Here is a 21,646-nt window from a genome sequence, read left to right as displayed (position 1 = left end):
CGCCCTGCGCCGATCACGAGACATCCATGAAATACGACGACCTGCGCGACTTCATCACCCAACTCGAGGCCCGCGGCGAGCTGAAACGCATCGCGGTGCCGGTCGACACCCATCTCGAGATGACCGAGATCGCCGACCGCGTGCTGCGCGCGGGCGGCCCGGCGCTGCTGTTCGAGAAGCCGGTGACGAAGGGCGTGCCGCAGTCGATTCCGGTGCTCGCCAACCTGTTCGGCACGCCGCAGCGGGTGGCGATGGGCATGGGCGAGGACGTCGCCGACGGCGACTGGAGCACGCCGCTGCGCGAGGTCGGCAGGCTGCTGGCCTACCTCAAGGAGCCAGAACCGCCCAGGGGCCTGAAGGACGCCTGGGAAAAACTGCCGGTGCTCAAGCAGGTGCTGAACATGGCGCCGAAGGAAGTCCGCTCCGCGCCCTGCCAGCAGGTCGTGTGGGAGGGCGCCGAGGTGGACCTGGCGAAGCTGCCCATCCAGCACTGCTGGCCCGGCGACGCCGCGCCGCTGATCACCTGGGGCCTGGTGGTGACGCGCGGGCCGCACAAGAAGCGCCAGAACCTGGGCATCTACCGCCAGCAGGTGATCGGCCGCAACCGCGTGATCATGCGCTGGCTGGCGCACCGCGGCGGCGCGCTCGATTTCCTCGAGCACCAGCGCGCGCACCCCGGCGAGCCTTTTCCGGTATCGGTGGTGCTCGGCTGCGATCCGGCGACCATCCTCGGCGCGGTGACGCCGGTCCCCGACACGCTGTCGGAATACCAGTTCGCCGGTCTGCTGCGCGGCGCCAAGACCGAACTGGTGAAATGCCTCGGCAACGAGCTGCAGGTGCCGGCCTCGGCCGAGATCGTGCTCGAGGGCGTGATCCTGCCCGGCGACACGGCGCCCGAAGGCCCCTACGGCGACCACACCGGCTACTACAACGAGGTATCCGACTTCCCGGTGTTCACGATCGAGCGCATCACCATGCGGCGCGACCCGATCTACCACAGCACCTACACCGGCAAGCCGCCCGACGAGCCGGCGATGCTGGGCGTGGCGTTGAACGAAGTGTTCGTGCCGCTGCTGCAGAAGCAGTTCCCGGAGATCGCCGATTTCTACCTGCCGCCGGAAGGCTGCTCCTACCGGCTTGCGGTGGTGGGCATCCGCAAGCAGTATCCCGGCCATGCCAAGCGGGTGATGTTCGGCATCTGGAGCTTCCTGCGCCAGTTCATGTACACGAAGTTCATCATCGTGGTCGACGACGACGTGGATATCCGCGACTGGAAGGAGGTGGTCTGGGCGCTGACCACGCGCATGGACGCCAGCCGCGACACGACCCTGGTCGACAACACGCCGATCGACTACCTGGACTTCGCCAGCCCGGTGGCCGGCCTGGGCAGCAAGATGGGGCTGGACGCCACCAACAAGTGGCCGGGCGAAACCGGCCGCGAATGGGGCCGACCCATCGTCATGGACGACGCGGTGAAGCGGCGCGTCGATGCGATGTGGAGCGAACTCGGGCTCTGACCGCCCGCGAACCTGCCGCGGCTTCGGAGCATCTGCCCGGCACGCGGCCGGGCGGGCCGACGACGTTGCGGCGCAAGAACGAAACGGACCCGCACGGGTCAACCGCCTCGACCGGCGCCACGGCGCCCGATTCCAGCATTCCGGAGGAACAACCGATGAACGATCCAGTCCCCGTCCCCGCGCCCGTGCAGGCCGGCCAGCCTTCCGAGAACATGGTCACGCTCACCCACCTGATCTACGCGCTGCATGCCTTCGCGGTCTTCTCGGGCGTGGTCGGCTCAGCCTCCATCATCGGCAGCTTCGTCGCCAGCCTGCCGTCGATCGCCGCGATCGTGCTGAACTACTGGAATCAGGACGCGGTGCGCGGCACCTGGCTGGAGTGCCATTTCCGCTGGCAGATCCGGACCTTCTGGTTCGCGGTGCTGTGGATCGCCGTGGCGGTGCTGATGATGCTCACCATCATCGGGATTCCGTTTGCCCTGCTGCTGCTCGGTCTCGCCGGCCTGTGGGTGCTGTACCGGGTGGTGCGCGGCTGGCTGGCGCTGATCAATCGCCGCACGCTGCCGATGAACTGACCCGCGGGAAGGGCCGGCTGCGGCGCCGTCCGCCTGCCGGCCGGCAACGGGGGCGGAGCCTGTCCTAGGGCGCGCGGCCCGGCCCGCCGGCCCACACCCATTCGAGCAGCGCATCCTGCGCCGCGGCGGTGTTCGCGGCCTCCGGGTGGTTGATCATCATGACCACGACGTGGCGGTGCCCCGTGTCGTCGAGCAGGTAGCCGGCGATCGCGCGCACGCCGTTGAGCGTGCCCGTCTTGACGTGGGCTTGTCCGCTGGCCGGGCTGCGGGCCAGCCGCTTGCGGGCGGTGCCGTCGACGCCGGCCACCGGCAGCGCCGAGATGTATTCGGGCATCCACGGCCGCTGCCAGGCGGTGGCCAGCAACTGTCCCAGGCTCGCCGCGGCGATGCGCTCGATGCGTGACAGGCCGGAGCCGTTCTCTATCACCAGTCCGCTCGTATCGATGCCGGCGGCGGCGAGCACGTCCGCGGCGACGCGGGCGCCGCCGGCCACCATGTCCGCCGCGGGCGCGGCGGCGGCGGTCGCCCCCAGGGTGGCCAGCAACTGGCGGGCGATCACGTTGCTCGACCACTTGTTCATGTCGCGCACGACGTCGGCGAGCGGCGGCGAGTCCTCGGTCAGGCGCACTTCGGCATCGGCAGGCGCGGTTCCCGGCCTGACCCTGCCGCGCAGTGCGCCGCCCATCTCGCGCCACAGGCCGGCGACGAGCGCCGTACCGTAATCGGCGGGGGCCAGCGGCGCCGCGCTCCAGTTGCGCGGGCCGCAACTGGCCGGCAGGCTGCCGGCCAGCACCAGGCGCGGGCCGGGGTCGAGGCGGGCATCGAGGTCGCGGTACCAGACCGTGCATGGCGCGTCCGAGGTGACCAGCCGGTTGTCGATCGCCATGCCGGAGAGCGGCTGCTCGGCGGCGACCGCCACCGCCTCGCCGGTGCGCGCGGCCGGGGTGAGGGCGAGCTGCAACGTGTTCCAGTTCAGCAGCAGGCCGTACGGTCCGCTGTTGTAGGGCCGCAGGCCGCGGCCGTCGAATGCGCCGGGGTCGTGGGGCGGCAGCGACAGTGCCGAGCCGTCGAGCACGATGTCTCCGCGCACCGTGTGGATGCCGAGCGCCTGCACGCGCCGCAGCATCTTCCACAGCCGGTCGTAGCCGAGCATCGGGTCCGCCCCGCCCACGATGTAAAGATCGCCGTCCAGGATGCCGTCGTGCACCTTGCCCGTGCTCGCGATCCGCGTCGTCCAGACGTGTGCGGGACCGAGGCGATCGAGGGTGGCGAACGCGGTGACGAGCTTCATCACCGAGGCCGGATTCATCGGCTGTGCCGCATTGAAGGCCAGTGCCGGCCGGCCCCCGTCGACGGGCTGGACCCAGATCGAGACCGCTTCGGCCGGAACCCTGGCCTGTTCGAGTGCCAGGCGCACGGTGGGCGGCAGGGTGTCGGCGGTGGCGAGCAGGGCGGTGCAGGCCAGCATGGCGCCGGCGAGGCCGCGCAGCCGGCGGCCGAAACGGTGGAGCATCGGGACGGTCATCGCAAACCGGAGCGTGGACGTGACGGAGAAGGGTTCGAACACCGTGGTGGGAATGTTGCGGTGCCGCAAGTATCGACGGGTGCGCAATACTATACGTTGGTGATCAGGGAGGAACAGCACCGGTGCGCGCGGCGCGCGCCCCGGGGAAGCGGCAATCATGAGCGGATTCGGGCATTACGATCGCACGGCGAAAGAAGTCGAACGGGAAATCATCAAGCGTTGCATCCTCCTCAGGCTGGACTGGAGAGATGCGGCGACGATGCGCGCGCTCGCGCGCGAGGCGCTGGAGTGCACCGCGGAGTGCCGGCTGGGGCTGCTGCGCGCTCCGGACTACGCGCGCCGCGGCAAGGGGGAACTCTTCGCGCTGGCCGAACTGATGCTGAACACGATGCGGCAGAGCGCGCAGATCGGCGTGCATACCAGCGGCGGGCCGGTCTGGAAGGCGTTCGGACGCGCGCTTTACGAAGAATCGCTGCGGGCCGGCACGGGCACCGCCAAGGCGTGAAGCCGGGGCCGGGCGCGGAGCCCGGCCCGCCGCCGCTCAGGCGAGCGGCTTCTCCGATGCATAGAGGCTCTCGATCGGCTCGCGCTCGCGCACCAGGTGGGTGCCGGCGCCATCGACGATGACCTCGGCCGCGCGGCCCCGCGTGTTGTAGTTCGAACTCATCGTCATGCCATAGGCGCCGGCCGACAGGATGGCCAGCAGGTCGCCCTCGGCGACGGCGAGGCTGCGGTCGTGCGCAAGGAAGTCTCCGCTCTCGCAGATCGGGCCGACGATCTCGTAGCGCCGCTCCGGAACCTCGCGCGCCTGCACGGCGACGACCTCGTGGTAGGCGTCGTACAGCGCCGGCCGCGCCAGATCGTTCATCGCCGCATCCACGATGGCGAAGTTCTTCTCTTCGCCCGGCTTCAGGTACTCGATGCGGGTCAGCAGCAGGCCGGCATTGCCCACCAGCGAGCGCCCGGGTTCAAAGCACAGCTCTTCCCGGCGCCCGTCGAAGACCGCCAGCAGCGGTGCCAGGTATTCGGCCACGGCGGGCGGAGTCTCGTCACTGTAGCGGATGCCCAGTCCGCCGCCGAGGTCGATGTGCTCGAGCGCGATGCCTTCGGCGGCGAGCCGGTCGACCAGGCCGAGCACCTTTTGCGCGGCCTCGGCCATCGGCGCGGGGTCCAGGAGCTGCGAACCGATGTGGCAGGCGACACCGCTGATGCGCAGGTTGGGCAACTGCGCCGCGCGGCGATAGATGGCGAGCGCGTCGTCGAAGGCCACGCCGAACTTGTTGCTCTTGAGGCCGGTGGAGATGTAGGGGTGGGTCTTGGGGTCGACGTCGGGATTCACGCGCAGCGCGATCGGCGCCCTGCGCCCCAGTTCGCCCGCCACGTCGTTCAGGCGCTCGAGTTCCGCCGCCGATTCGACGTTGAAGCAGCGGATGCCCGCCGCGAGCGCCTGGCGCATTTCGGCGCGGGTCTTGCCGACACCGGAGAAGACCACCTTGGCGGCCTCGCCGCCGGCGGCGATCACGCGTGCGAGTTCTCCACCCGACACGATGTCGAAGCCGGCCCCGAGCCGCGCGAACACCGACAGCACGCCCAGGTTGGAGTTGGCTTTCACCGCATAGCAGACGAGGGCGCGGCGGCCGTTCAGGGCTCGCCGGTAGGCATCGAAGGCCGAGGTCAGGGCTGCGCGCGAATACACGTAGGTGGGGGTGCCGTAGCGGGCCGCGATGTCCTGCAGCGCGACGTCTTCGAGCATCAGCGCACCGTCGACGGCGTGCAGCGTGGGCGTGGGGTAGGGGTGGCTCATCGGGGTCTCAGGGCGGGCGGCAGGCCGTCGTCCGGGGTGACGAAGGGTTTGTTATCATCGGCGCCCGCCCGGGAGTCCGTCCTGGCGGCCTTCCCTTCGGCCGGCGGCGGCGGCATGTACAGCGGCCCCTTGATGCCGCAGGCGGAAAGCAGCATGCAGCCGAGCACGATCACCAGAGACTTTGCTTGCATCGCCGTTCTTCAGGAAAAAGCGGAATGCTAACAGAAGGAGTCAGCATGGAAGAGTCTGCATTCAACGCGCTCGCCGAGGCGGAACTCGCGTGCATCGAGACCGCGCTGGAAGAGTGCGGCGCGGACTTCGACATCGAGCCCAAGCCCGGCGGCGTGCTCGAAATCGAGTTCGACAACGGCAGCAAGATGATCATCAACCGCCACACGGCGGCGCGCGAGATCTGGGTGGCGGCGCGCTCGGGCGGATTCCACTTCCGCCCCGAGGACGGCCGTTGGGTCGATACCCGCGACGGCGCCGACCTCTACGCCACGCTGTCGGCGCTGGTCGGCGAGCAGAGCGGCACGCCCGTCACGGTACGGCGCGGTCCCTGAGCGCTTCCGCCCGGCCGCCCGAAGGAAGCGCTCCCTCCCGCGGGGAGGGTGCCGCGAAGCGGCGGGAGGGCAGTGCGACAGGCGCTTCCGCCCGGCCGCCCGAAGGAAGCGCTCCCTCCCGCGGGGAGGGTGCCGCGAAGCGGCGGGAGGGCAGTGCGACAGGCGCTTCCGCCCGGCCGCCCGAAGGAAGCGCTTCCTCCCGCGGGGAGGGTGCCGCTCAGCGGCTGATGGGCACGGGCACCCGGTCGACGACCGGTGCTGGTGCCTGCATCGCGGGCACCTGGTGCCGCACCGCCGCCGCTGCCGGGTACGCGGCCGGCGCCGGCGGGATCGCCTCTTCGGGCGCCTCGGTCGCCGGCGTCGTCTCGTCGGAGAAGAGTTCCCTCAGCCAGTCCGGCACGGCGGGCGGTGCGGGCGGCTTGTTCTCGGCGTAGATGTAGTCCTGCCGGCTGCCGTCGCCGGCGGTCACGGCCAGCAGGCCGCCGGGCAGCGGATGCTCCCGCGGGGGCGCGTCGTTCAGCGCGGTGCGCATGTAGTCGATCCAGATCGGCAGCGCCGCGGCGCCCCCCGTCTCGCCCCTGCCGAGGTTGCGCGGCTGGCTGTAGCCCATCCACGCCACCGCCACGACGTCGCCGCCATAGCCGCAGAACCAGGCATCGAGGTAGTCGTTCGTGGTGCCCGTCTTGCCGGCCAGGTCGCTGCGGTTGAGGGCGCGGGCGCGCGTCGCGGTGCCGGAGCGGACGACGTCCTGCATCATCGAGTCGAGCAGCCAGGCATTGCGCTCGTCGATCACGCGGGGCGCGCTTTCGCCGGCAACCGGCGGATCGGTGCGCGCGATCAGCCGCCCGTTGCCGTCGTAGATCTCCTTGATGACGTAGGGTTCGACACGGTAGCCGCCGTTGGCGAACACCGCGTAGCCCGAGGCCATCTCCCATGGCGTGACCGAGCCGGCGCCCAGCGCCATGGTCAGGTAGGGCGGGTGCCTGGCGGCATCGAAACCGAAGCGGGTGATGTAGTCCTGGGCGTATTCGGGCGAGATCTGCTGCAGCAGCCGGATCGACACCATGTTCTTGGAGCGGGCGAGCGCGCTGCGCAAGGTCATCGGGCCGCCGTACCTGCCGTCGTAGTTCTTCGGTTCCCACGCCTGGCCGCCGGTGGTGCCGGCCGGGAAGGAGATCGGTTCGTCGCTCATCACGCTGCCCGGACCAAAGCCGCGCTCGAATGCAGCGGAATAGATGAAGGGCTTGAAGCTGGAACCCGGCTGGCGCTGCGCCTGGGTGACATGGTTGAACTTGTTGCGGTTGTAGTCGAAGCCGCCGATCAGCGCGTGCACCGCGCCGCTGCGGGCGTCGATCGACACCAGCGCGCCCTGGGCCTCGGGCAGTTGCGTGATTTCCCAGCCCTTGCCGCCGTTCGCCGCGCGGATGCGGACGATCGCACCGGGGCGGATGCGGCGGGTCTGCGGCGCCTTCTCGGCCAGCATCGGCGCGGCAAAGCGCAGGCCGGCGGCGGCGACGGTGACGCGCTCGCCATGGCGGTACAGCGTGACCTGCTTGGGCGACGATTCCAGCACCAGCGCGGCGAGCAGGTCGTCGTAATCGCTGACGTCGCCGATCAGGTCGTCGAGCTGCTCGTCGTCGAGCTTGCCGGCGGGCAGATCGACGAAGCCCTCCGGGCCGCGGTAGCCGTGGCGGCGGTCGTAATCCATGATGCCGTTGCGCAGTGCCGCGTAGGCCGCTTCCTGATCCTTGCGGGTGATCGTGGTGACGACGCGGATGCCCAGTTCGTAGGCGCGGTCGCCGAACTGCTCGACGGCGATCTGGCGCGCCATCTCCGCGACGTAGTCGCCGTGCAGCACCGGGTCGCCGCCGTTGGCGGCTGTGCGCCGGCTCGTCGTCAGCGGCTGGTCGATGGCGTCGCGGTAGGCGACTTCGTCGATGAAGCCCGCCTCGACCATGCGGCGCAGCACGTAGCGCTGGCGCAACGTCGCGCGCGCCGGGTTGACGATGGGGTTGAATGCCGACGGGGCCTTGGGCAGGCCGGCCAGCATCGCCGCCTCGGCCAGCGTGATCTCGGCCAGCGGCTTGCCGAAGTAGGTCTTCGCGGCAACCGCGAAGCCGTAGGAGCGCTGGCCGAGATAGATCTGGTTGAGGTACAGCTCGAAGATCTCGTCCTTGGACAGACTGCGCTCGATCTTGAGTGCGAGCAGGATCTCGTAGAGTTTCCGGTTGAAGGTCTTCTCGCGAGTCAGGAAGAAGTTCCGCGCCACCTGCATCGTGATCGTCGAAGCGCCCTGGCCGCGGCCGCCCGAGGAAATGTTGGCCAGGGCGGCGCGCATGATCCCCATCGGATCGATGCCAGGGTGTTCGTAGAAGCGCTCGTCCTCGGCAGCGAGGATGGCCTGCCTGAGGACGGGCGGCACGTCGGCGATGCGTACCACGCTGCGGCGTTCCTCGCCGAACTCGCCCAGCAGGTGGCCATCGGCGGTGAACACCTGCAATGGCACGCGCGGGCGATAATCGGTCAGCGTTTCGAGCGAGGGCAGGTTGGGCCAGGCGAAGAGCGAGATGGCCGCCAGGGTGGCGATGCCGAGGACCGCGAGCGAGATTGCCGCCACGACCGGATAAAGGACCCAACGCATTGGCAGTCCGCAAGAAAAATCGGGTCGCTAGTATAAAGGATGGGTGCCGGCAGGCCGTTACAACGGTTTATTCGTGAAGAGTTGCGCTTTACACCCATGGTCGTTGTTGCTAGCATCCAAGAAAATTAATCACAAGTTGCGCGTAACATAAAGAAATGTAAGGGTTTTCTTTGTGATTGAGCTCTCCCTCTTCGGTTCAAAGGCGCGTCAACTGGCCGGACTTGATATCTCATCTTCATCGGTCAAGCTTGTCGAGCTGTCCGGAGGGGACAAGGACGGTTACAAAGTCGAGCGTTACGCGATCGAGCCGTTGCCGCGCGACGCGGTCGTCGACGGCAATGTGGCCAACCTCGAGGCGGTCAGCGAGGCCGTGCGGCGCGCACTGCGGCGCTTCGGCGCGGGGGTGCGCAACGTGGCGATGGCCCTGCCCGCATCGTCGGTCATCACCAAGAAGATCATCCTGCCGGAGGGCCTGCGCGAGCAGGAAATGGAACTGGCGGTCGAGTCCGAGGCCAACCAGTACATCCCCTTCGCGCTCGACGAGGTCAATCTCGACTTCCAGGTCATCGGTCCGGCGCCCGGCAGCCCCGGTGAGGTCGAAGTCCTCATCGCCGCTTCGCGCAAGGACAAGGTGGAAGACCGCGTGGCGGTCGCGCAGTCGGCGGGACTGAAGGCGACCGTGGTGGACGTGGAGTCGCTCGCGATCGAGTCCGCCCTCGAACTCGTCAGCGCCCAGTTGCCCAACGGCGGGCGGGACAAGGTCATCGCGCTCATCGACGTCGGCGCCAGCGTGATGAACGTGACCATGCTGCGCAACCACATCCAGGTCTATTCGCGCGAGCAGGCGTTCGGTGGAAACCAGCTCACGCAGGACATTTCCCGCCAGTACGGCATGAGCGTGGACGACGCCGAGGCGGCCAAGCGCGCCGGCACCCTTCCCGAAGCCTACGCGCACGACCTGATGCGGCCCTTCATGGACAGCCTCGCGCTGGAGGTGTCCCGCGCCCTGCAATTCTTCTTCACTTCCACGCAATACAACCAGGTCGATCATCTCGTCCTCGCCGGCGGCTGCGCGGTGATGCCGGGGCTCGCGCAGGTGGTCGGCGCGCGGACGCAGGTCGAGACGGTCATCGCCAACCCCTTCGCGAACATGACCCTCTCGTCGAAAGTGCGGCCCAAGAACCTGCTTGCCGATGCGCCCTCCCTGATGGTGGCGTGCGGGCTGGCCCTGCGGAGATTCGACGCATGATCCGGATCAACCTCCTCCCCCATCGCGAGGAAAAGCGCCGGCAGCGGAGAAAGCAGTTCTACGTCCTGTCCGCGATGATGGTGGTGCTGGGCGGGCTGATCGGCCTGCTGGTGCATACCATCTACGCCGGCTACATCAGCGAGCAGGAGGCCCGCAACGCCTTCTTCAAGTCCGAGATCGCCAAGGTCGACCAGCAGATCGTGGAGATCCGCAGGCTGCGCGAGCAGATCGACGCCCTGCTGGCACGCAAGCAGGTGATCGAATCGCTGCAGGGGACCCGGGCGCAGACCGTGCATCTGTTCAACGAACTCGCCCGGGCGATGCCGGAGGGCGTGTATCTGAAATCGGCCAAGCAGGCCGGGCAGCGCGTGACCCTGGTCGGCTACGCGCAGTCAAACGCGCGCGTTTCCCACCTGATGCGCAATGTCGATGCCTCGCCCTTCCTCGAGCAGCCCGCGCTGGTCGAAGTCAAGGCGGCCACCGTCAACAACCGCCGCGTGAGCGAGTTCACGCTGGGCGTGAGCATCGAGCAGCCAAAGCAGGACGACGCGGCGCAGAACAAGGGCAAGGCGGCGCCGGCGGCGGGCAAGGGAGTGTCCAAATGAGTGCGAGCGGCGCGCTGGCCAGCCTGCGCAGTGTCGATCTGAAACGCCTTGCGCAGGATTTCCGCGGGCTCGATGCGAAGGACCCCGGCGTGTGGCCGCTGGCGCCGCGCGTCGCGGTCTTCGTCGGCCTGCTCGTCGCCACCGTCGCCGCCTTCTGGTGGTTCGACTGGAGCGAGCAGGCGCTGACGCTCGAGCAGCGCCAGGCCGAGGAGGCGAGTCTGCGCGAGGAATGGCTGAACAAGAAGCGGCAGGCGGTCAACCTCGACGAGCACCGGCGCCAGTTGTCCGAGATCGACCGGCAGTTCGGTGCGCTGCTGAGGCAGTTGCCGAACCGCGCGGAGATGGACTCGCTGCTGTCCGACATCAACCAGGCCGGGCTCGGTCGTGGCCTGCAGTTCGACCTGTTCAAGCCGGGTTCCGATGTCGTCAAGGACTTCTATGCCGAGATGCCGATCGACATCAAGGTCATCGGGGCCTACCACGACCTCGGCGAGTTCGCGAGCGACGTCGCGCAGATGCCGCGCATCGTCACGCTCAACAACGTCGCGCTGGAAACGGACAAGGACGGCAGGCTGAAGCTCGAGGCGAAGGCGGTCACCTACCGCTATCTCGACGAGGACGAGCTGGCCAAGAAGCGAGCGGCGGAGAAGGCTGCCAAGGGGAAGAAGAAGTGAGGCGCACCATGACCGTCCTCGCATGCTGCCTCGGCCTGGCCGCATGTTCGGGTGACGCGCAGGACGACATCCGGGGATGGATGGACGAGCAGGCCAAGACCATGCGCGGCAGTGTCAAGCCGCTGCCCGAGATCAAGCCGTTTCCGGTCGTGGCCTATGCGGCTGCGGGTCTGGTCGAGCCGTTCCGGGCGAGCCGTCTCGAGCCGGAGAAGGCGCCGGGCGGGGTGCGGCCCAATCTCGAGCGCCGCAAGGAACCGCTCGAAGCCTATCCGCTCGAGTCGTTGAAGATGGTCGGGGTGATGCGGCAGCGCAGGGCGGTCAATGCCCTGGTCATGGCCGACAAGAGCCTGTATCAGGTCAAGGTGGGGAACTATATGGGCCAGAATTTCGGCATCGTCACGGACATCTCCGACACGTCGATGACGCTGCGGGAGCTCGTCGAAGACGTCAACGGCGACTGGGTCGAGCGCGTGAGCACGCTGATGCTGCAGGAGCGCCAGGAGGGCAGGAAATGAAAAACGGCATCGGAGTGCTGCTGGCGGCGCTGTGCGTCGCGCTTGCGCCGGTCCAGGCTGCGCGCGCGCAGCAGGCCGCGCCGGCGCAGGCGCAGGCAAATCAGATCGAATCGCTCGAGGTGGCCGAGCAGGGCGGCACGCTCTACGTCCGGCTCGCCCTCAAGCAGCCGCTCGCGGCGGTACCGGCGAGTTTCAGCGTCGCCAATCCGGCCCGCATCGCCTTCGATTTTCCCGGCACCGGCAACGGGCTCGGCCGCACGCTGCAGAGCATCGACCAGGGCGACCTGCGCAGCGCCAACATCGTGCAGGTCGGCGACCGCACGCGGCTCGTGCTGAATCTGGTGAAGGTGAGCCCGTACGAGACCCGCATCGACGGCCGCAACCTGATCATCGCCATCAGCCCGACCGGCAAGAGCGCCGCGCCGGAGACGGCCGTCGGCCAGTCGTACGGCAATTTCTCCGATGCCCGCGCCGCCGCGCCGGGCGGCAGCAGCGTGCGGGACATCAATTTCCGCCGCGGCAGGAACGGCGAGGGCCGCGTCGTGGTGGACCTGTCGCGGCCCGATGCCGGCATCGACATCCGCCAGCAGGGCGGCAACCTCGTGGTCGATTTCCTGAAGACGACGCTGCCGGAGCATCTGCGCCGCCGTTCGGACGTCATCGATTTCGCCACGCCGGTCAGCGCCATGGCCGCGCAGCAGCAGGGCGACAACGTCCGCCTGGTGGTGACGCCCAACGGCATGTGGGAGCACAACGCCTACCAGAGCGACAACCAGTTCGTCCTCGAGGTCAAGCGCGTGATCGAGGACCCGAACAAGCTGGTGCAGGGCAGCCGCGGGCAGTACCAGGGCGAGAAGCTGTCGCTGAACTTCCAGAACATCGACGTGCGCTCGGTGCTGCAGGTCATCGCCGACTTCACCAACTTCAACATCATCACGTCGGACTCGGTGCAGGGCAATCTGACGCTGCGGCTCAAGGACGTGCCCTGGGATCAGGCGCTGGACATCATCCTGCAGGCCAAGGGCCTCGACAAGCGCAAGGAAGGCAACGTGATCTGGATCGCGCCGGGCGACGAACTCGCCGCGCGTGAAAAGCTGCAGCTCGAAGCCAAGGCGCAGATCGGCGACCTCGAGCCCGTGCAGACGGAGAGCTTCCAGATCAACTACCACAAGGCCAAGGAGATCGAGGAGTTCATCACCAAGCGCAAGGACCAGTCCCTGCTGTCCAAGCGCGGCAGCGTCACCCACGACGACCGCACCAACAAGGTCTTCGTCAGCGACGTCAGCATCCGCCTGCGCGAAGTGCGCAAGCTGATCTCCGAGATCGACGTGCCGCCGCGCCAGGTGCTGATCGAGGCGCGCATCGTCGAGGCGAACAAGACCTTCGCCCGCGACCTCGGCGTGCGGCTGGGCTTCGGCAACGCGAAGGTTGCCAACCTGGGCGGCCTGGGGCGGCTGGGCTTCGGCAAGTCCGAGTTCGCCACCGTCGCCGACGGCAAGATCACCACCTCGCCCGACCAGGTGCTGAATTCGACGGTCCGTCGCATCGGCGAGGACGCGACGAGCGGCGACGGCTTCCTGCCCAACGGCTACGGCTCGCTGGCGCTGACCTTGTTCAACAAGGGGCTGACGCGCTTCCTCAACCTGGAGCTGCAGGCGCTCGAATCCGATGGCCGCGGCCGGGTGGTGTCGAGCCCGCGTGTGCTGACGGCGAACCAGGTCGAGGCGTCGATCGAGCAGGGCACCGAGATCCCCTACCAGCAGGCGACCAGTTCCGGCGCGACCAGCGTGTCGTTCAAGAAGGCGGTGCTGTCGCTCAAGGTCACGCCGCAGATCACGCCCGACGGCCGGCTGCAGCTCAAGGTCGAGGTGAACAAGGACCGTCCGCTGTTCGAGGCCGCCCTGCTCGGCGTGCCGCCGATCGAGACCAAGAACGTCAAGAGCGAGGTGCTGATCGACAACGGCGGCACGGTCGTCATCGGCGGCATCTACGAGGAAGAGGAAACCACCAATATCGACCGCGTGCCCGTGCTGGGCGAACTGCCAGTGGTCGGCGGGCTGTTCCGCACGACGCGCAAGGACTCGAACCGCAAGGAACTGCTGGTGTTCATCACGCCGCGGATCGTCGCCGACGCGCTGACGCTGCGCTGAGCGGCCCCGTTCCGCCGCTCCTTTCCGCGTCCCGCACTGCTGTTACAATGCCGGGCGGGCACCCTCCGGGGGTGCCCGCCCTTTTTTTGATCAACTTCCGGCGAATCTGGCGTGAGCTGTCTGATATTGATCGGCATGATGGGAGCCGGAAAAACCACCGTGGGCAAGGAGCTGGCGCGCCGCCGCGGGGTGCGCTTCGCCGACGTCGATCAAGAGATCATCGCCCGCACCGGGGTGAGCATTCCGACGATCTTCGAGATCGAGGGCGAGGCGGGCTTCCGCAAGCGCGAGTCGCAGGCGCTGAACGACCTCACCCGGGAGTCCGGGATCGTCATCGCCACCGGCGGCGGCGCGGTGCTGGACCCGGGCAACCGCGAGCTGATGGCGGGGCGTGGCGTGGTGGTATACCTCAACGTACCGCCGCAGATCCTGTGGGAGCGGACCCGCACCGACCGCAACCGTCCGCTGCTCCAGGTGGAGAATCCGCGTGCGCGCATCGAGGAACTGTATCGTGCGCGCGATCCGCTGTACCGCGAAGTCGCCGACATCGTCATCGACGGCGGACGTGGCAACCCTGGCACGATGGTGCGGCAGATCGAGAAGGTCGTGCAGAATCTGGACAAGAAATTCCCATGCGAACCCTGAACGTTGCACTCGGCGATCGGGCCTATCCGATCCACATCGGCCGCGGGTTGCTCGCCCGGCCGGAACTGCTGCTGCCGGCGCTCAGGACGCCGCGCGCGATCATCGTCACCAACGACCGGGTCGGGCCGCTCTACCTCGCCACGCTGCGCGCCACGCTCGAAGGTGCCGGCGTGCGCGTGTCCGCCGTCGAATTGCCCGACGGCGAGGCCCACAAGGACTGGATGACGCTGAACCGCATCTTCGACGCGCTGCTCGAGGGGCGCTGCGAGCGTTCGACCACGCTGATCGCACTCGGCGGCGGCGTCGTCGGCGACATGGGCGGATTCGCCGCGGCCACCTACCAGCGCGGCATGCCGTTCATCCAGGTGCCGACCACGCTGCTTGCGCAGGTGGATTCCTCGGTCGGCGGCAAGACGGCGATCAACCATCCGCTCGGCAAGAACATGATCGGCGCTTTCTACCAGCCCAGGCTGGTGCTCGCCGACACCGCCACGCTGGACACGCTGCCCGCGCGCGAACTGGCCGCGGGTATGGCCGAAGTGATCAAGTACGGTCTGATTCGCGACCCCGGGTTCTTCACCTGGCTCGAGGCGAACCTCGAACGGCTCGTGGCCCGCGATGCGGAAGCGCTGGCCCATGCCATCGAACGCTCCTGCCGCAACAAGGCGGAAGTGGTCGCGGCCGACGAGACCGAGCAGGGCGAGCGGGCGCTGCTCAACCTCGGCCACACCTTCGGCCACGCCATCGAGACCGGTATGGGCTACGGCACATGGCTGCACGGCGAGGCGATCGCCGCGGGCACGATGATGGCGGCCGAGCTGTCGCGCCGCCTGGGCTGGCTGAGCGATGCGGACGTCGGGCGCATCGCGGCGCTGTTCGAGCGCGCGGGGCTGCCGGTATGGGGGCCGGAACTGGGCACCGGGCCTTATCTCGAACTGATGTCGCACGACAAGAAGGTCGAAGCCGGCAGGCTGCGTCTGGTGCTGCCGAAGTCGATCGGCCAGGCGGTGATCCACGCGGATGCGTCGCGCGAGGACATTGCCGCGGCGATCGCCGCGCGCTGCCGGTGAGGAGGCTCGACCTTCGGCGGCGCTCCAATCCATGGAGGATCGACGCATGATGCAACTCGCCCCGTATGCCGTCACCGAGGCCAATTCCCGCGGCAGGGTGCATGACGAGCCGGCGCCCGTGGCACGCGGCCAGTTCCAGCGCGACCGCGACCGCATCGTGCATTCCACCGCGTTCCGCCGCCTCGAGTACAAGACCCAGGTGTTCGTCAATCACGAAGGCGACCTGTTCCGCACGCGGCTCACGCACAGCCTCGAGGTTGCCCAGCTCACCCGCGGCATAGCGCGCGAACTGGGCCTGAACGAAGACCTCGCCGAAGCCATCGCGCTCGCGCACGACCTCGGCCACACGCCCTTCGGCCATGCGGGGCAGGAGGCGCTGAATGCTTGCATGAAGGCTTACGGCGGCTTCGAGCACAACCTGCAGTCGCTGCGCACGGTCGATCTGCTCGAGGACCGCTATGCGGCCTTCGACGGGCTCAATCTCATGTTCGAGACGCGCGAAGGCATCCTGAAACACTGCTCGCGGGCCAATGCCGAGCAGTTGGGAGCGCTCGGCCGGCGCTTCATCGAGGGTACCCAGCCCTCGCTGGAAGCCCAGCTCGCCAACCTCGCCGACGAGATCGCCTACAACAATCACGACGTCGACGACGGCCTGCGCTCCGGCCTCATCACCCTCGATCAACTCGAGACGGTGCCGATCTTCGCCACCAGGCGGCGCGAGGCGGAGGCGCTGTGGCCGGGCCTGGGTGGGCGCAAGCTGATCAACGAAACCGTGCGGCGGATGATCCACACCATGGTGATCGACCTGATCGGCCAGACGCGTGCGAACATCGCCGCCGCCGGTGTCCACACGCTGGCCGACGTGCACGCCGCGGGCCGCCTGGTCGCCTATTCGGACGAACTGCTGCCGCGCCTGCGCGAACTGAAGGTCTTCCTGCGCGACGAGCTGTACCGCCACTATCAGGTGCTGCGCATGACCAACAAGGCGCGCCGCATCGTCGGCGAGCTGTTCGCGGCCTTCATGGACGACCCCCACATCCTACCGCCGCAATACCAGGCCAAGGCGCGCGAAGACAAGCCGCGGGCCATCGCCGACTACATCGCCGGCATGACCGACCGCTACGCGATGAAAGAGCATCGGCGACTGTTCGCGGTCGGCGAGATCCACTGATGGCGCCCTTTGTTGCGGGATGATTGCCGCAGCGCAAAAAAACTTGAACCTCGCTCCCGTCGGGCGTATAGTTTTTTTCGTCAACAGTCAGTACGGTAGCCGGCGTCCCCGAAAAGCCCCGTTTCCCGTCTCTGTTATGCACCGATTCGGTGCAACCATAAAGCCGGTGCGCGTGCGCCCGGCTTTTTTGTGCGCGTTCGGTTTTGTTTGTACGGCCCTCCGGGTCCCTGCGCGTGATCTTGCGTGTCGTTTGAGGAAGAAAGAGATGGATCTGCCCCAAAAGCAGGGTCTGTACGACCCCGCCAATGAACACGATGCCTGTGGCGTGGGTTTCATCGCCCACATCAAGGGCGAGAAACGTCATGACATCGTTCTGCAGGGTCTCGAGATACTGAAGAACCTCGATCATCGCGGCGCAGTCGGTGCTGATCCGCTGCAGGGGGATGGCGCCGGCATCCTGATCCAGATCCCGGACCAGCTCTACCGCGAAGAAATGGCGCAGCAGGGCGTGGCCCTGCCGTTGTCCGGCGAGTATGGCGTAGGCATGGTCTTCCTGCCAAAGGAAGCTGCCTCGCGCCTGGCCTGTGAAGAGGAAATCGAACGCGCCGTCGTCGCCGAAGGCCAGTCCGTCCTCGGCTGGCGCGACGTGCCGGTCAACCGCGACATGCCGATGAGCCCCGCGGTGAAGGCCAAGGAGCCGGTGATCCGCCAGATCTTCATCGGCCGCGGTTCCGACGTGATGGTCACCGAGGCGCTCGAGCGCAAGCTCTACATCGTGCGCCGCCGCGCCGCGAACGCCATCGCCGCGCTGCAGTTGAAGCACGGGCGGGAGTTCTACATGGTCTCCATGTCGGCCCGCACGGTGAACTACAAGGGCCTGCTGCTGGCCAACCAGGTCGGCGAGTACTACGCCGACCTCGTCGATCCGCGCGCGGTGTCGGCGCTGTCGCTGGTGCACCAGCGCTTCTCGACCAATACCTTCCCGAAGTGGGACCTGGCGCATCCGTTCCGCTACATCGCCCACAACGGCGAGATCAACACGCTGCGCGGCAACTACAACTGGATGCGCGCACGCGAGAAAGGCGTGAATTCGCCGCTGCTCGGCGACGATCTGCAGAAGATCTGGCCGCTGATCTACCCCGGCCAGTCCGACTCGGCATCCTTCGACAACGCGCTCGAACTGCTGGTGATGAGCGGCTATTCGCTCGCCCACGCGATGATGATGATGATCCCGGAAGCCTGGGAGTCGCACACGCACATGGACGAGCGCCGCCGCGCGTTCTACGAGTACCACGCGGCGATGATGGAACCGTGGGACGGCCCGGCCGCCGTCGCCTTCACCGACGGCCGCCAGATCGGCGCCACGCTCGACCGCAACGGGCTGCGTCCCGCGCGCTACCTCGTCACCGACGACAATCTCGTCGTGATGGCCTCCGAGTCCGGCGTGCTTCCCATCCCCGACGGCAGGATCGTCAAGAAGTGGCGCCTGCAGCCGGGCAAGATGTTCCTGATCGACATGGAGCAGGGCCGCATCATCGGCGACCAGGAACTGAAGGATTCGCTCGCCAACGCCAAGCCGTATGCCGAGTGGCTGCGCCGCATCAACATCAAGCTCGACGGCCTCGAGGCGCCGGCCGATGCCGCCGCGCCGGAATGCGCCGCGGCGCTGCTCGATCGCCAGCAGGCTTTCGGCTACACGCAGGAAGACCTCAAGTTCATCCTCGAGCCGATGGGCAAGTCGGGCGAGGAAGGCACCGGCTCGATGGGCAACGACTCGCCGCTGGCGGTGCTGTCGTCGAAGGAAAAGCCGCTCTACAACTACTTCCGCCAGCTCTTCGCGCAGGTGACCAACCCGCCGATCGACCCGATCCGCGAGCAACTGGTGATGTCGCTGGTGTCCTTCATCGGCCCGAAGCCCAACCTGCTCGAGATCAACGAGATCAACCCGCCGTTCCGCCTCGAGGTCACGCAGCCGGTGCTGGATTTCGCCGACATGGCGAAGATCCGCAACATCGCGCACTACACCAAGAACAAGTTCCGCTCAGCCGAGCTGGACATCTGCTATCCGGCCGCCTGGGGCAAGGAAGGCGTCGAGGCGCGCCTGGCCTCGCTGTGCGCCGATGCCGAGAACGCGGTGCTGGGCGGCTACAACATCCTGATCGTGTCCGACCGCATGGTGTCGGCCGACAGCGTCGCCATCCCCGCGCTGCTGGCGCTGTCCGCGATCCACCAGCACCTGGTGGCGAAGGGCCTGCGCACGCGCGCCGGCCTGGTCGTCGAAACCGGTTCGGCGCGCGAAGTGCATCACTTCGCGGTGCTCGCCGGCTACGGCGCGGAAGCGGTGCATCCCTACCTCGCCCTCGAGACGCTGCAGCAACTGGCGGGCGACGCCGAGACCGGCGCCAAGTACGTCAAGCACTTCGTCAAGGCCGTCGGCAAGGGCCTCATGAAGGTCATGTCCAAGATGGGCATCTCGACCTACATGTCCTACACCGGCGCGCAGATCTTCGAGGCGATCGGCCTGCAGAAGGCGATGGTCGACAAGTACTTCACCGGCACCACGACCCAGGTCGAGGGCATCAGCGTGTTCGAGGTCATGGAAGAGGCGATCCACCTGCACAAGGCCGCCTTCAGCCCCGACCCGGTGCTGTCCGACATGCTGGACGCGGGCGGCGAGTATGCCTTCCGCATCCGCGGCGAAGAGCACATGTGGACCCCGGACGCCATCGCCAAGCTGCAGCACTCGACGCGCTCGGGCAAGTACGACACCTACAAGGAATACGCGAAGATCATCAACGACCAGAGCCGGCGCCACATGACGCTGCGCGGCCTGTTCGAGATCAAGCCCGCCGGCGCCCCGGTGCCGATCGACGAAGTCGAGCCGGCCAAGGAGATCGTCAGGCGCTTCGCCACCGGCGCGATGTCGCTCGGCTCCATCTCCACCGAGGCGCACACCACGCTGGCGGTGGCGATGAACCGCATCGGCGGCAAGTCGAACACCGGCGAAGGCGGCGAAGACCCGATGCGCTTCAAGCCGCTCACCAGGGCGACGAAGCTGTCGCAGGTGATCGGCGCCGGCCGCATCGAGCGCGACCTCGAACTGTCGGCCGGCGACAGCCTGCGTTCCGCGATCAAGCAGGTGGCCTCGGGCCGCTTCGGCGTCACTGCCGAATACCTGGTCAACGCCGACCAGATCCAGATCAAGATGGCGCAGGGCGCCAAGCCCGGCGAAGGCGGCCAGTTGCCCGGCCACAAGGTGTCGGAATACATCGGTTTCCTGCGCCATTCGGTGCCGGGCGTCGGCCTCATCTCGCCGCCGCCGCACCACGACATCTACTCGATCGAGGACCTGGCGCAACTGATCCACGACCTGAAGAACGCCAACCCGGCGGCCAGCATCTCGGTGAAGCTGGTGTCCGAGATCGGCGTCGGCACCGTGGCGGCGGGCGTGGCCAAGGCCAAGGCCGACCACGTCGTCATCGCCGGCCATGACGGCGGCACCGGCGCCTCGCCGTGGAGTTCGATCAAGCATGCCGGTTCGCCGTGGGAACTCGGCTTGGCCGAAACCCAGCAGACGCTGGTGCTGAACCGCCTGCGCTCACGCATCCGCGTGCAGGTCGACGGCCAGATGAAGACCGGCCGCGACGTCGTCATCGGCGCGCTGCTGGGCGCCGACGAGTTCGGCTTCGCCACCGCGCCGCTGGTCGTCGAAGGCTGCATCATGATGCGCAAGTGCCACCTCAACACCTGCCCGGTGGGCGTGGCGACGCAGGACCCGGTGCTGCGCCAGCGCTTCTCGGGCCAGCCCGAGCACGTCGTGAATTTCTTCTTCTTCGTCGCCGAGGAAGTGCGCGAGCTGATGGCCCAACTGGGCATCCGCAGGTTCGACGAGCTGATCGGCCGCGCCGACCTGCTCGACATGAAGAAGGGCATCGCGCACTGGAAGGCGAAGGGGCTCGACTATGCGCGCATCTTCTACCGCCCGAACGTGCCCGCCAGCGTGCCGCGCATGCACACCGAGGAGCAGGATCACGGCCTCGGCGGCGCGCTCGACCAGAAGCTGATCGAACTGGCCGCGCCCGCGCTCGAGCGCGGCGAGAAGGTCGCCATCGACCTGCCGGTGCGCAACATCAACCGCACCGTCGGCGCCATGCTGTCCGGCCGTGTCGCGGCCAAGTACGGCCATGCCGGGCTGCCCACCGACACCCTCCACGTGCGCCTGAACGGCACCGCCGGCCAGAGCTTCGGCGCCTTCCTGGCGCGCGGCGTGACGCTGGAACTGGTGGGCGAGGGCAACGACTACGTCGGCAAGGGCCTGTCGGGCGGCCGCATCATCGTGCGTCCGCAGGCGGAGTTCCGCGGCGACGCGGCCGACAACATCATCATCGGCAACACCGTGCTGTACGGGGCGATCGAGGGTGAAGCCTACCTGTCCGGCGTCGGCGGCGAGCGCTTCGCCGTGCGCAACTCGGGCGCCACCACGGTGGTGGAAGGCGTCGGCGACCACGGCTGTGAGTACATGACCGGCGGCACGGTCGTCGTGCTCGGCCAGACCGGCCGCAACTTCGCCGCCGGCATGTCGGGCGGCGTCGCCTACGTGCTCGACATGGACGGCACCTTCGAGCAGCGCTGCAACATGGCGCAGGTCTCGCTCGAGCCGCTGCCGGACGAGTTCGAGGCGCGCAAGGGCTCCGAATCCGGCGACGAACTGGAATCGCACGGCCGCGTGGACATCGACCACCTCGAGATGGGCGACGAGCTCATCCTGAAGGGCCTCATCGAACGTCACGCACGCTTCACCGGCAGCGCCCGCGCCCGTGAGATCCTGGACAACTGGGCCACCCACCGCGCCAAGTTCGTGAAGGTGTTCCCGCATGAGTATCGTCGCGCGCTGGCCGAGATGGCCGAGCAGCGGCAGCAGCAACTGGAGGCCGCGTAAAAA

17 protein-coding genes are annotated in these 21,646 nt (G+C 67.8%); 13 read left to right on the top strand and 4 right to left on the bottom strand.

The annotated features are described in order from the left end of the window. The first annotated feature begins 26 nt into the window (after positions 1-26). Together ubiD and CCZ27_RS16160 are read left to right on the top strand one after the other, a co-directional pair. The gene (gene ubiD, locus CCZ27_RS16165) at positions 27-1,517 is read left to right on the top strand and encodes a 4-hydroxy-3-polyprenylbenzoate decarboxylase (RefSeq protein WP_096449856.1); all 1,491 of its coding nucleotides are present in this window, start codon (positions 27-29) and stop codon (positions 1,515-1,517) included. Between the two features lie 155 nt (positions 1,518-1,672). Further along, complete coding sequence (locus CCZ27_RS16160; RefSeq protein WP_096452682.1) at positions 1,673-2,092, top strand: DUF4870 family protein; 420 nt, start codon at positions 1,673-1,675, stop codon at positions 2,090-2,092. A 64-nt stretch (positions 2,093-2,156) separates the two neighbouring features. Here CCZ27_RS16160 and dacB read toward each other — a convergent pair whose 3' ends face one another. Next, on the bottom strand, positions 2,157-3,560 hold the full coding sequence (gene dacB / locus CCZ27_RS16155; protein WP_096452680.1) for a D-alanyl-D-alanine carboxypeptidase/D-alanyl-D-alanine endopeptidase: 1,404 nt from the start codon (positions 3,558-3,560) through the stop codon (positions 2,157-2,159). A gap of 214 nt (positions 3,561-3,774) precedes the next feature. Between dacB and CCZ27_RS16150 the strand changes: the two genes are divergently transcribed. Further along, complete coding sequence (locus tag CCZ27_RS16150) at positions 3,775-4,122, top strand: hypothetical protein (RefSeq protein WP_096449854.1); 348 nt, start codon at positions 3,775-3,777, stop codon at positions 4,120-4,122. 36 nt (positions 4,123-4,158) lie between these two features. Here CCZ27_RS16150 and lysA read toward each other — a convergent pair whose 3' ends face one another. Then, positions 4,159-5,421 carry a diaminopimelate decarboxylase gene (gene lysA / locus CCZ27_RS16145; RefSeq protein ID WP_096449852.1) on the bottom strand — a complete coding sequence of 421 codons (1,263 nt, stop codon included), beginning with the start codon at positions 5,419-5,421 and terminating at the stop codon, positions 4,159-4,161. Continuing rightward, the gene (lptM, locus tag CCZ27_RS16140) at positions 5,418-5,612 is read right to left on the bottom strand and encodes an LPS translocon maturation chaperone LptM (protein WP_096449850.1); all 195 of its coding nucleotides are present in this window, start codon (positions 5,610-5,612) and stop codon (positions 5,418-5,420) included. Before lptM ends, lysA begins: the two co-directional genes overlap by 4 nt. Positions 5,613-5,657: 45 nt before the next feature. On the opposite strand from lptM, the gene cyaY reads away from it, so the two are divergent. After that, entirely contained in the window at positions 5,658-5,984 is a 327-nt protein-coding gene (gene cyaY, locus CCZ27_RS16135; RefSeq protein ID WP_096449848.1) for an iron donor protein CyaY, read from the top strand. 217 nt (positions 5,985-6,201) lie between these two features. Here the strand turns inward: cyaY and CCZ27_RS16130 are convergent, their stop codons facing one another. Then, positions 6,202-8,625 carry a penicillin-binding protein 1A gene (locus tag CCZ27_RS16130; protein ID WP_096449846.1) on the bottom strand — a complete coding sequence of 808 codons (2,424 nt, stop codon included), beginning with the start codon at positions 8,623-8,625 and terminating at the stop codon, positions 6,202-6,204. A gap of 172 nt (positions 8,626-8,797) precedes the next feature. Between CCZ27_RS16130 and CCZ27_RS16125 the strand changes: the two genes are divergently transcribed. From CCZ27_RS16125 to CCZ27_RS16085, 9 genes are all read left to right on the top strand, one after another. Next, a complete protein-coding gene (locus CCZ27_RS16125; RefSeq protein WP_096449844.1) occupies positions 8,798-9,874 on the top strand; it encodes a pilus assembly protein PilM in 1,077 nt (358 codons plus the stop codon). Further along, complete coding sequence (locus CCZ27_RS16120) at positions 9,871-10,479, top strand: PilN domain-containing protein (RefSeq protein WP_096449842.1); 609 nt, start codon at positions 9,871-9,873, stop codon at positions 10,477-10,479. The genes CCZ27_RS16125 and CCZ27_RS16120 overlap by 4 nt, the downstream gene beginning before the upstream one ends. Beyond that, positions 10,476-11,153, top strand: coding sequence for a type IV pilus inner membrane component PilO (locus tag CCZ27_RS16115; RefSeq protein ID WP_096449840.1), 678 nt, complete (start codon positions 10,476-10,478; stop codon positions 11,151-11,153). The genes CCZ27_RS16120 and CCZ27_RS16115 overlap by 4 nt, the downstream gene beginning before the upstream one ends. A gap of 8 nt (positions 11,154-11,161) precedes the next feature. Continuing rightward, a complete protein-coding gene (locus CCZ27_RS16110) occupies positions 11,162-11,668 on the top strand; it encodes a pilus assembly protein PilP (protein ID WP_198363154.1) in 507 nt (168 codons plus the stop codon). Next, complete coding sequence (locus tag CCZ27_RS16105; protein ID WP_096449836.1) at positions 11,665-13,818, top strand: type IV pilus secretin PilQ; 2,154 nt, start codon at positions 11,665-11,667, stop codon at positions 13,816-13,818. The genes CCZ27_RS16110 and CCZ27_RS16105 overlap by 4 nt, the downstream gene beginning before the upstream one ends. A 111-nt stretch (positions 13,819-13,929) precedes the next feature. After that, on the top strand, positions 13,930-14,463 hold the full coding sequence (locus CCZ27_RS16100; RefSeq protein ID WP_096449833.1) for a shikimate kinase: 534 nt from the start codon (positions 13,930-13,932) through the stop codon (positions 14,461-14,463). Beyond that, the gene (aroB, locus tag CCZ27_RS16095; protein ID WP_096449831.1) at positions 14,451-15,533 is read left to right on the top strand and encodes a 3-dehydroquinate synthase; all 1,083 of its coding nucleotides are present in this window, start codon (positions 14,451-14,453) and stop codon (positions 15,531-15,533) included. Before CCZ27_RS16100 ends, aroB begins: the two co-directional genes overlap by 13 nt. Positions 15,534-15,579: 46 nt before the next feature. Further along, positions 15,580-16,704 carry a deoxyguanosinetriphosphate triphosphohydrolase gene (locus CCZ27_RS16090; RefSeq protein WP_096449829.1) on the top strand — a complete coding sequence of 375 codons (1,125 nt, stop codon included), beginning with the start codon at positions 15,580-15,582 and terminating at the stop codon, positions 16,702-16,704. Positions 16,705-16,969: 265 nt separating this feature from the next. Continuing rightward, a complete protein-coding gene (locus CCZ27_RS16085) occupies positions 16,970-21,643 on the top strand; it encodes a glutamate synthase-related protein (RefSeq protein WP_096449827.1) in 4,674 nt (1,557 codons plus the stop codon). The last annotated feature ends 3 nt before the right edge of the window (positions 21,644-21,646 follow it).

The organism is Thauera sp. K11 (assembly GCF_002354895.1).
In the GTDB taxonomy this organism is placed as follows: Bacteria; Pseudomonadota; Gammaproteobacteria; order Burkholderiales; family Rhodocyclaceae; genus Thauera; species Thauera sinica.
This window is presented reverse-complemented; position numbering and strand designations above follow the sequence as displayed.

Bases quoted from the DNA above. Each gene is read 5' to 3' on its own strand.
- dacB (WP_096452680.1), bottom strand. From the start codon at position 3,560: ATGCTGGCCTGCACCGCCCTGCTCGCCACCGCCGACACCCTGCCGCCC.
- CCZ27_RS16120 (WP_096449842.1), top strand. From the start codon at position 9,871: ATGATCCGGATCAACCTCCTCCCCCATCGCGAGGAAAAGCGCCGGCAG.
- CCZ27_RS16110 (WP_198363154.1), top strand. From the start codon at position 11,162: ATGACCGTCCTCGCATGCTGCCTCGGCCTGGCCGCATGTTCGGGTGAC.
- CCZ27_RS16115 (WP_096449840.1), top strand. From the start codon at position 10,476: ATGAGTGCGAGCGGCGCGCTGGCCAGCCTGCGCAGTGTCGATCTGAAA.
- lysA (WP_096449852.1), bottom strand. From the start codon at position 5,421: ATGAGCCACCCCTACCCCACGCCCACGCTGCACGCCGTCGACGGTGCG.
- ubiD (WP_096449856.1), top strand. From the start codon at position 27: ATGAAATACGACGACCTGCGCGACTTCATCACCCAACTCGAGGCCCGC.
- aroB (WP_096449831.1), top strand. From the start codon at position 14,451: ATGCGAACCCTGAACGTTGCACTCGGCGATCGGGCCTATCCGATCCAC.
- lptM (WP_096449850.1), bottom strand. From the start codon at position 5,612: ATGCAAGCAAAGTCTCTGGTGATCGTGCTCGGCTGCATGCTGCTTTCC.
- CCZ27_RS16085 (WP_096449827.1), top strand. From the start codon at position 16,970: ATGGATCTGCCCCAAAAGCAGGGTCTGTACGACCCCGCCAATGAACAC.
- CCZ27_RS16090 (WP_096449829.1), top strand. From the start codon at position 15,580: ATGATGCAACTCGCCCCGTATGCCGTCACCGAGGCCAATTCCCGCGGC.
- CCZ27_RS16105 (WP_096449836.1), top strand. From the start codon at position 11,665: ATGAAAAACGGCATCGGAGTGCTGCTGGCGGCGCTGTGCGTCGCGCTT.
- CCZ27_RS16130 (WP_096449846.1), bottom strand. From the start codon at position 8,625: ATGCGTTGGGTCCTTTATCCGGTCGTGGCGGCAATCTCGCTCGCGGTC.
- CCZ27_RS16160 (WP_096452682.1), top strand. From the start codon at position 1,673: ATGAACGATCCAGTCCCCGTCCCCGCGCCCGTGCAGGCCGGCCAGCCT.
- CCZ27_RS16150 (WP_096449854.1), top strand. From the start codon at position 3,775: ATGAGCGGATTCGGGCATTACGATCGCACGGCGAAAGAAGTCGAACGG.
- cyaY (WP_096449848.1), top strand. From the start codon at position 5,658: ATGGAAGAGTCTGCATTCAACGCGCTCGCCGAGGCGGAACTCGCGTGC.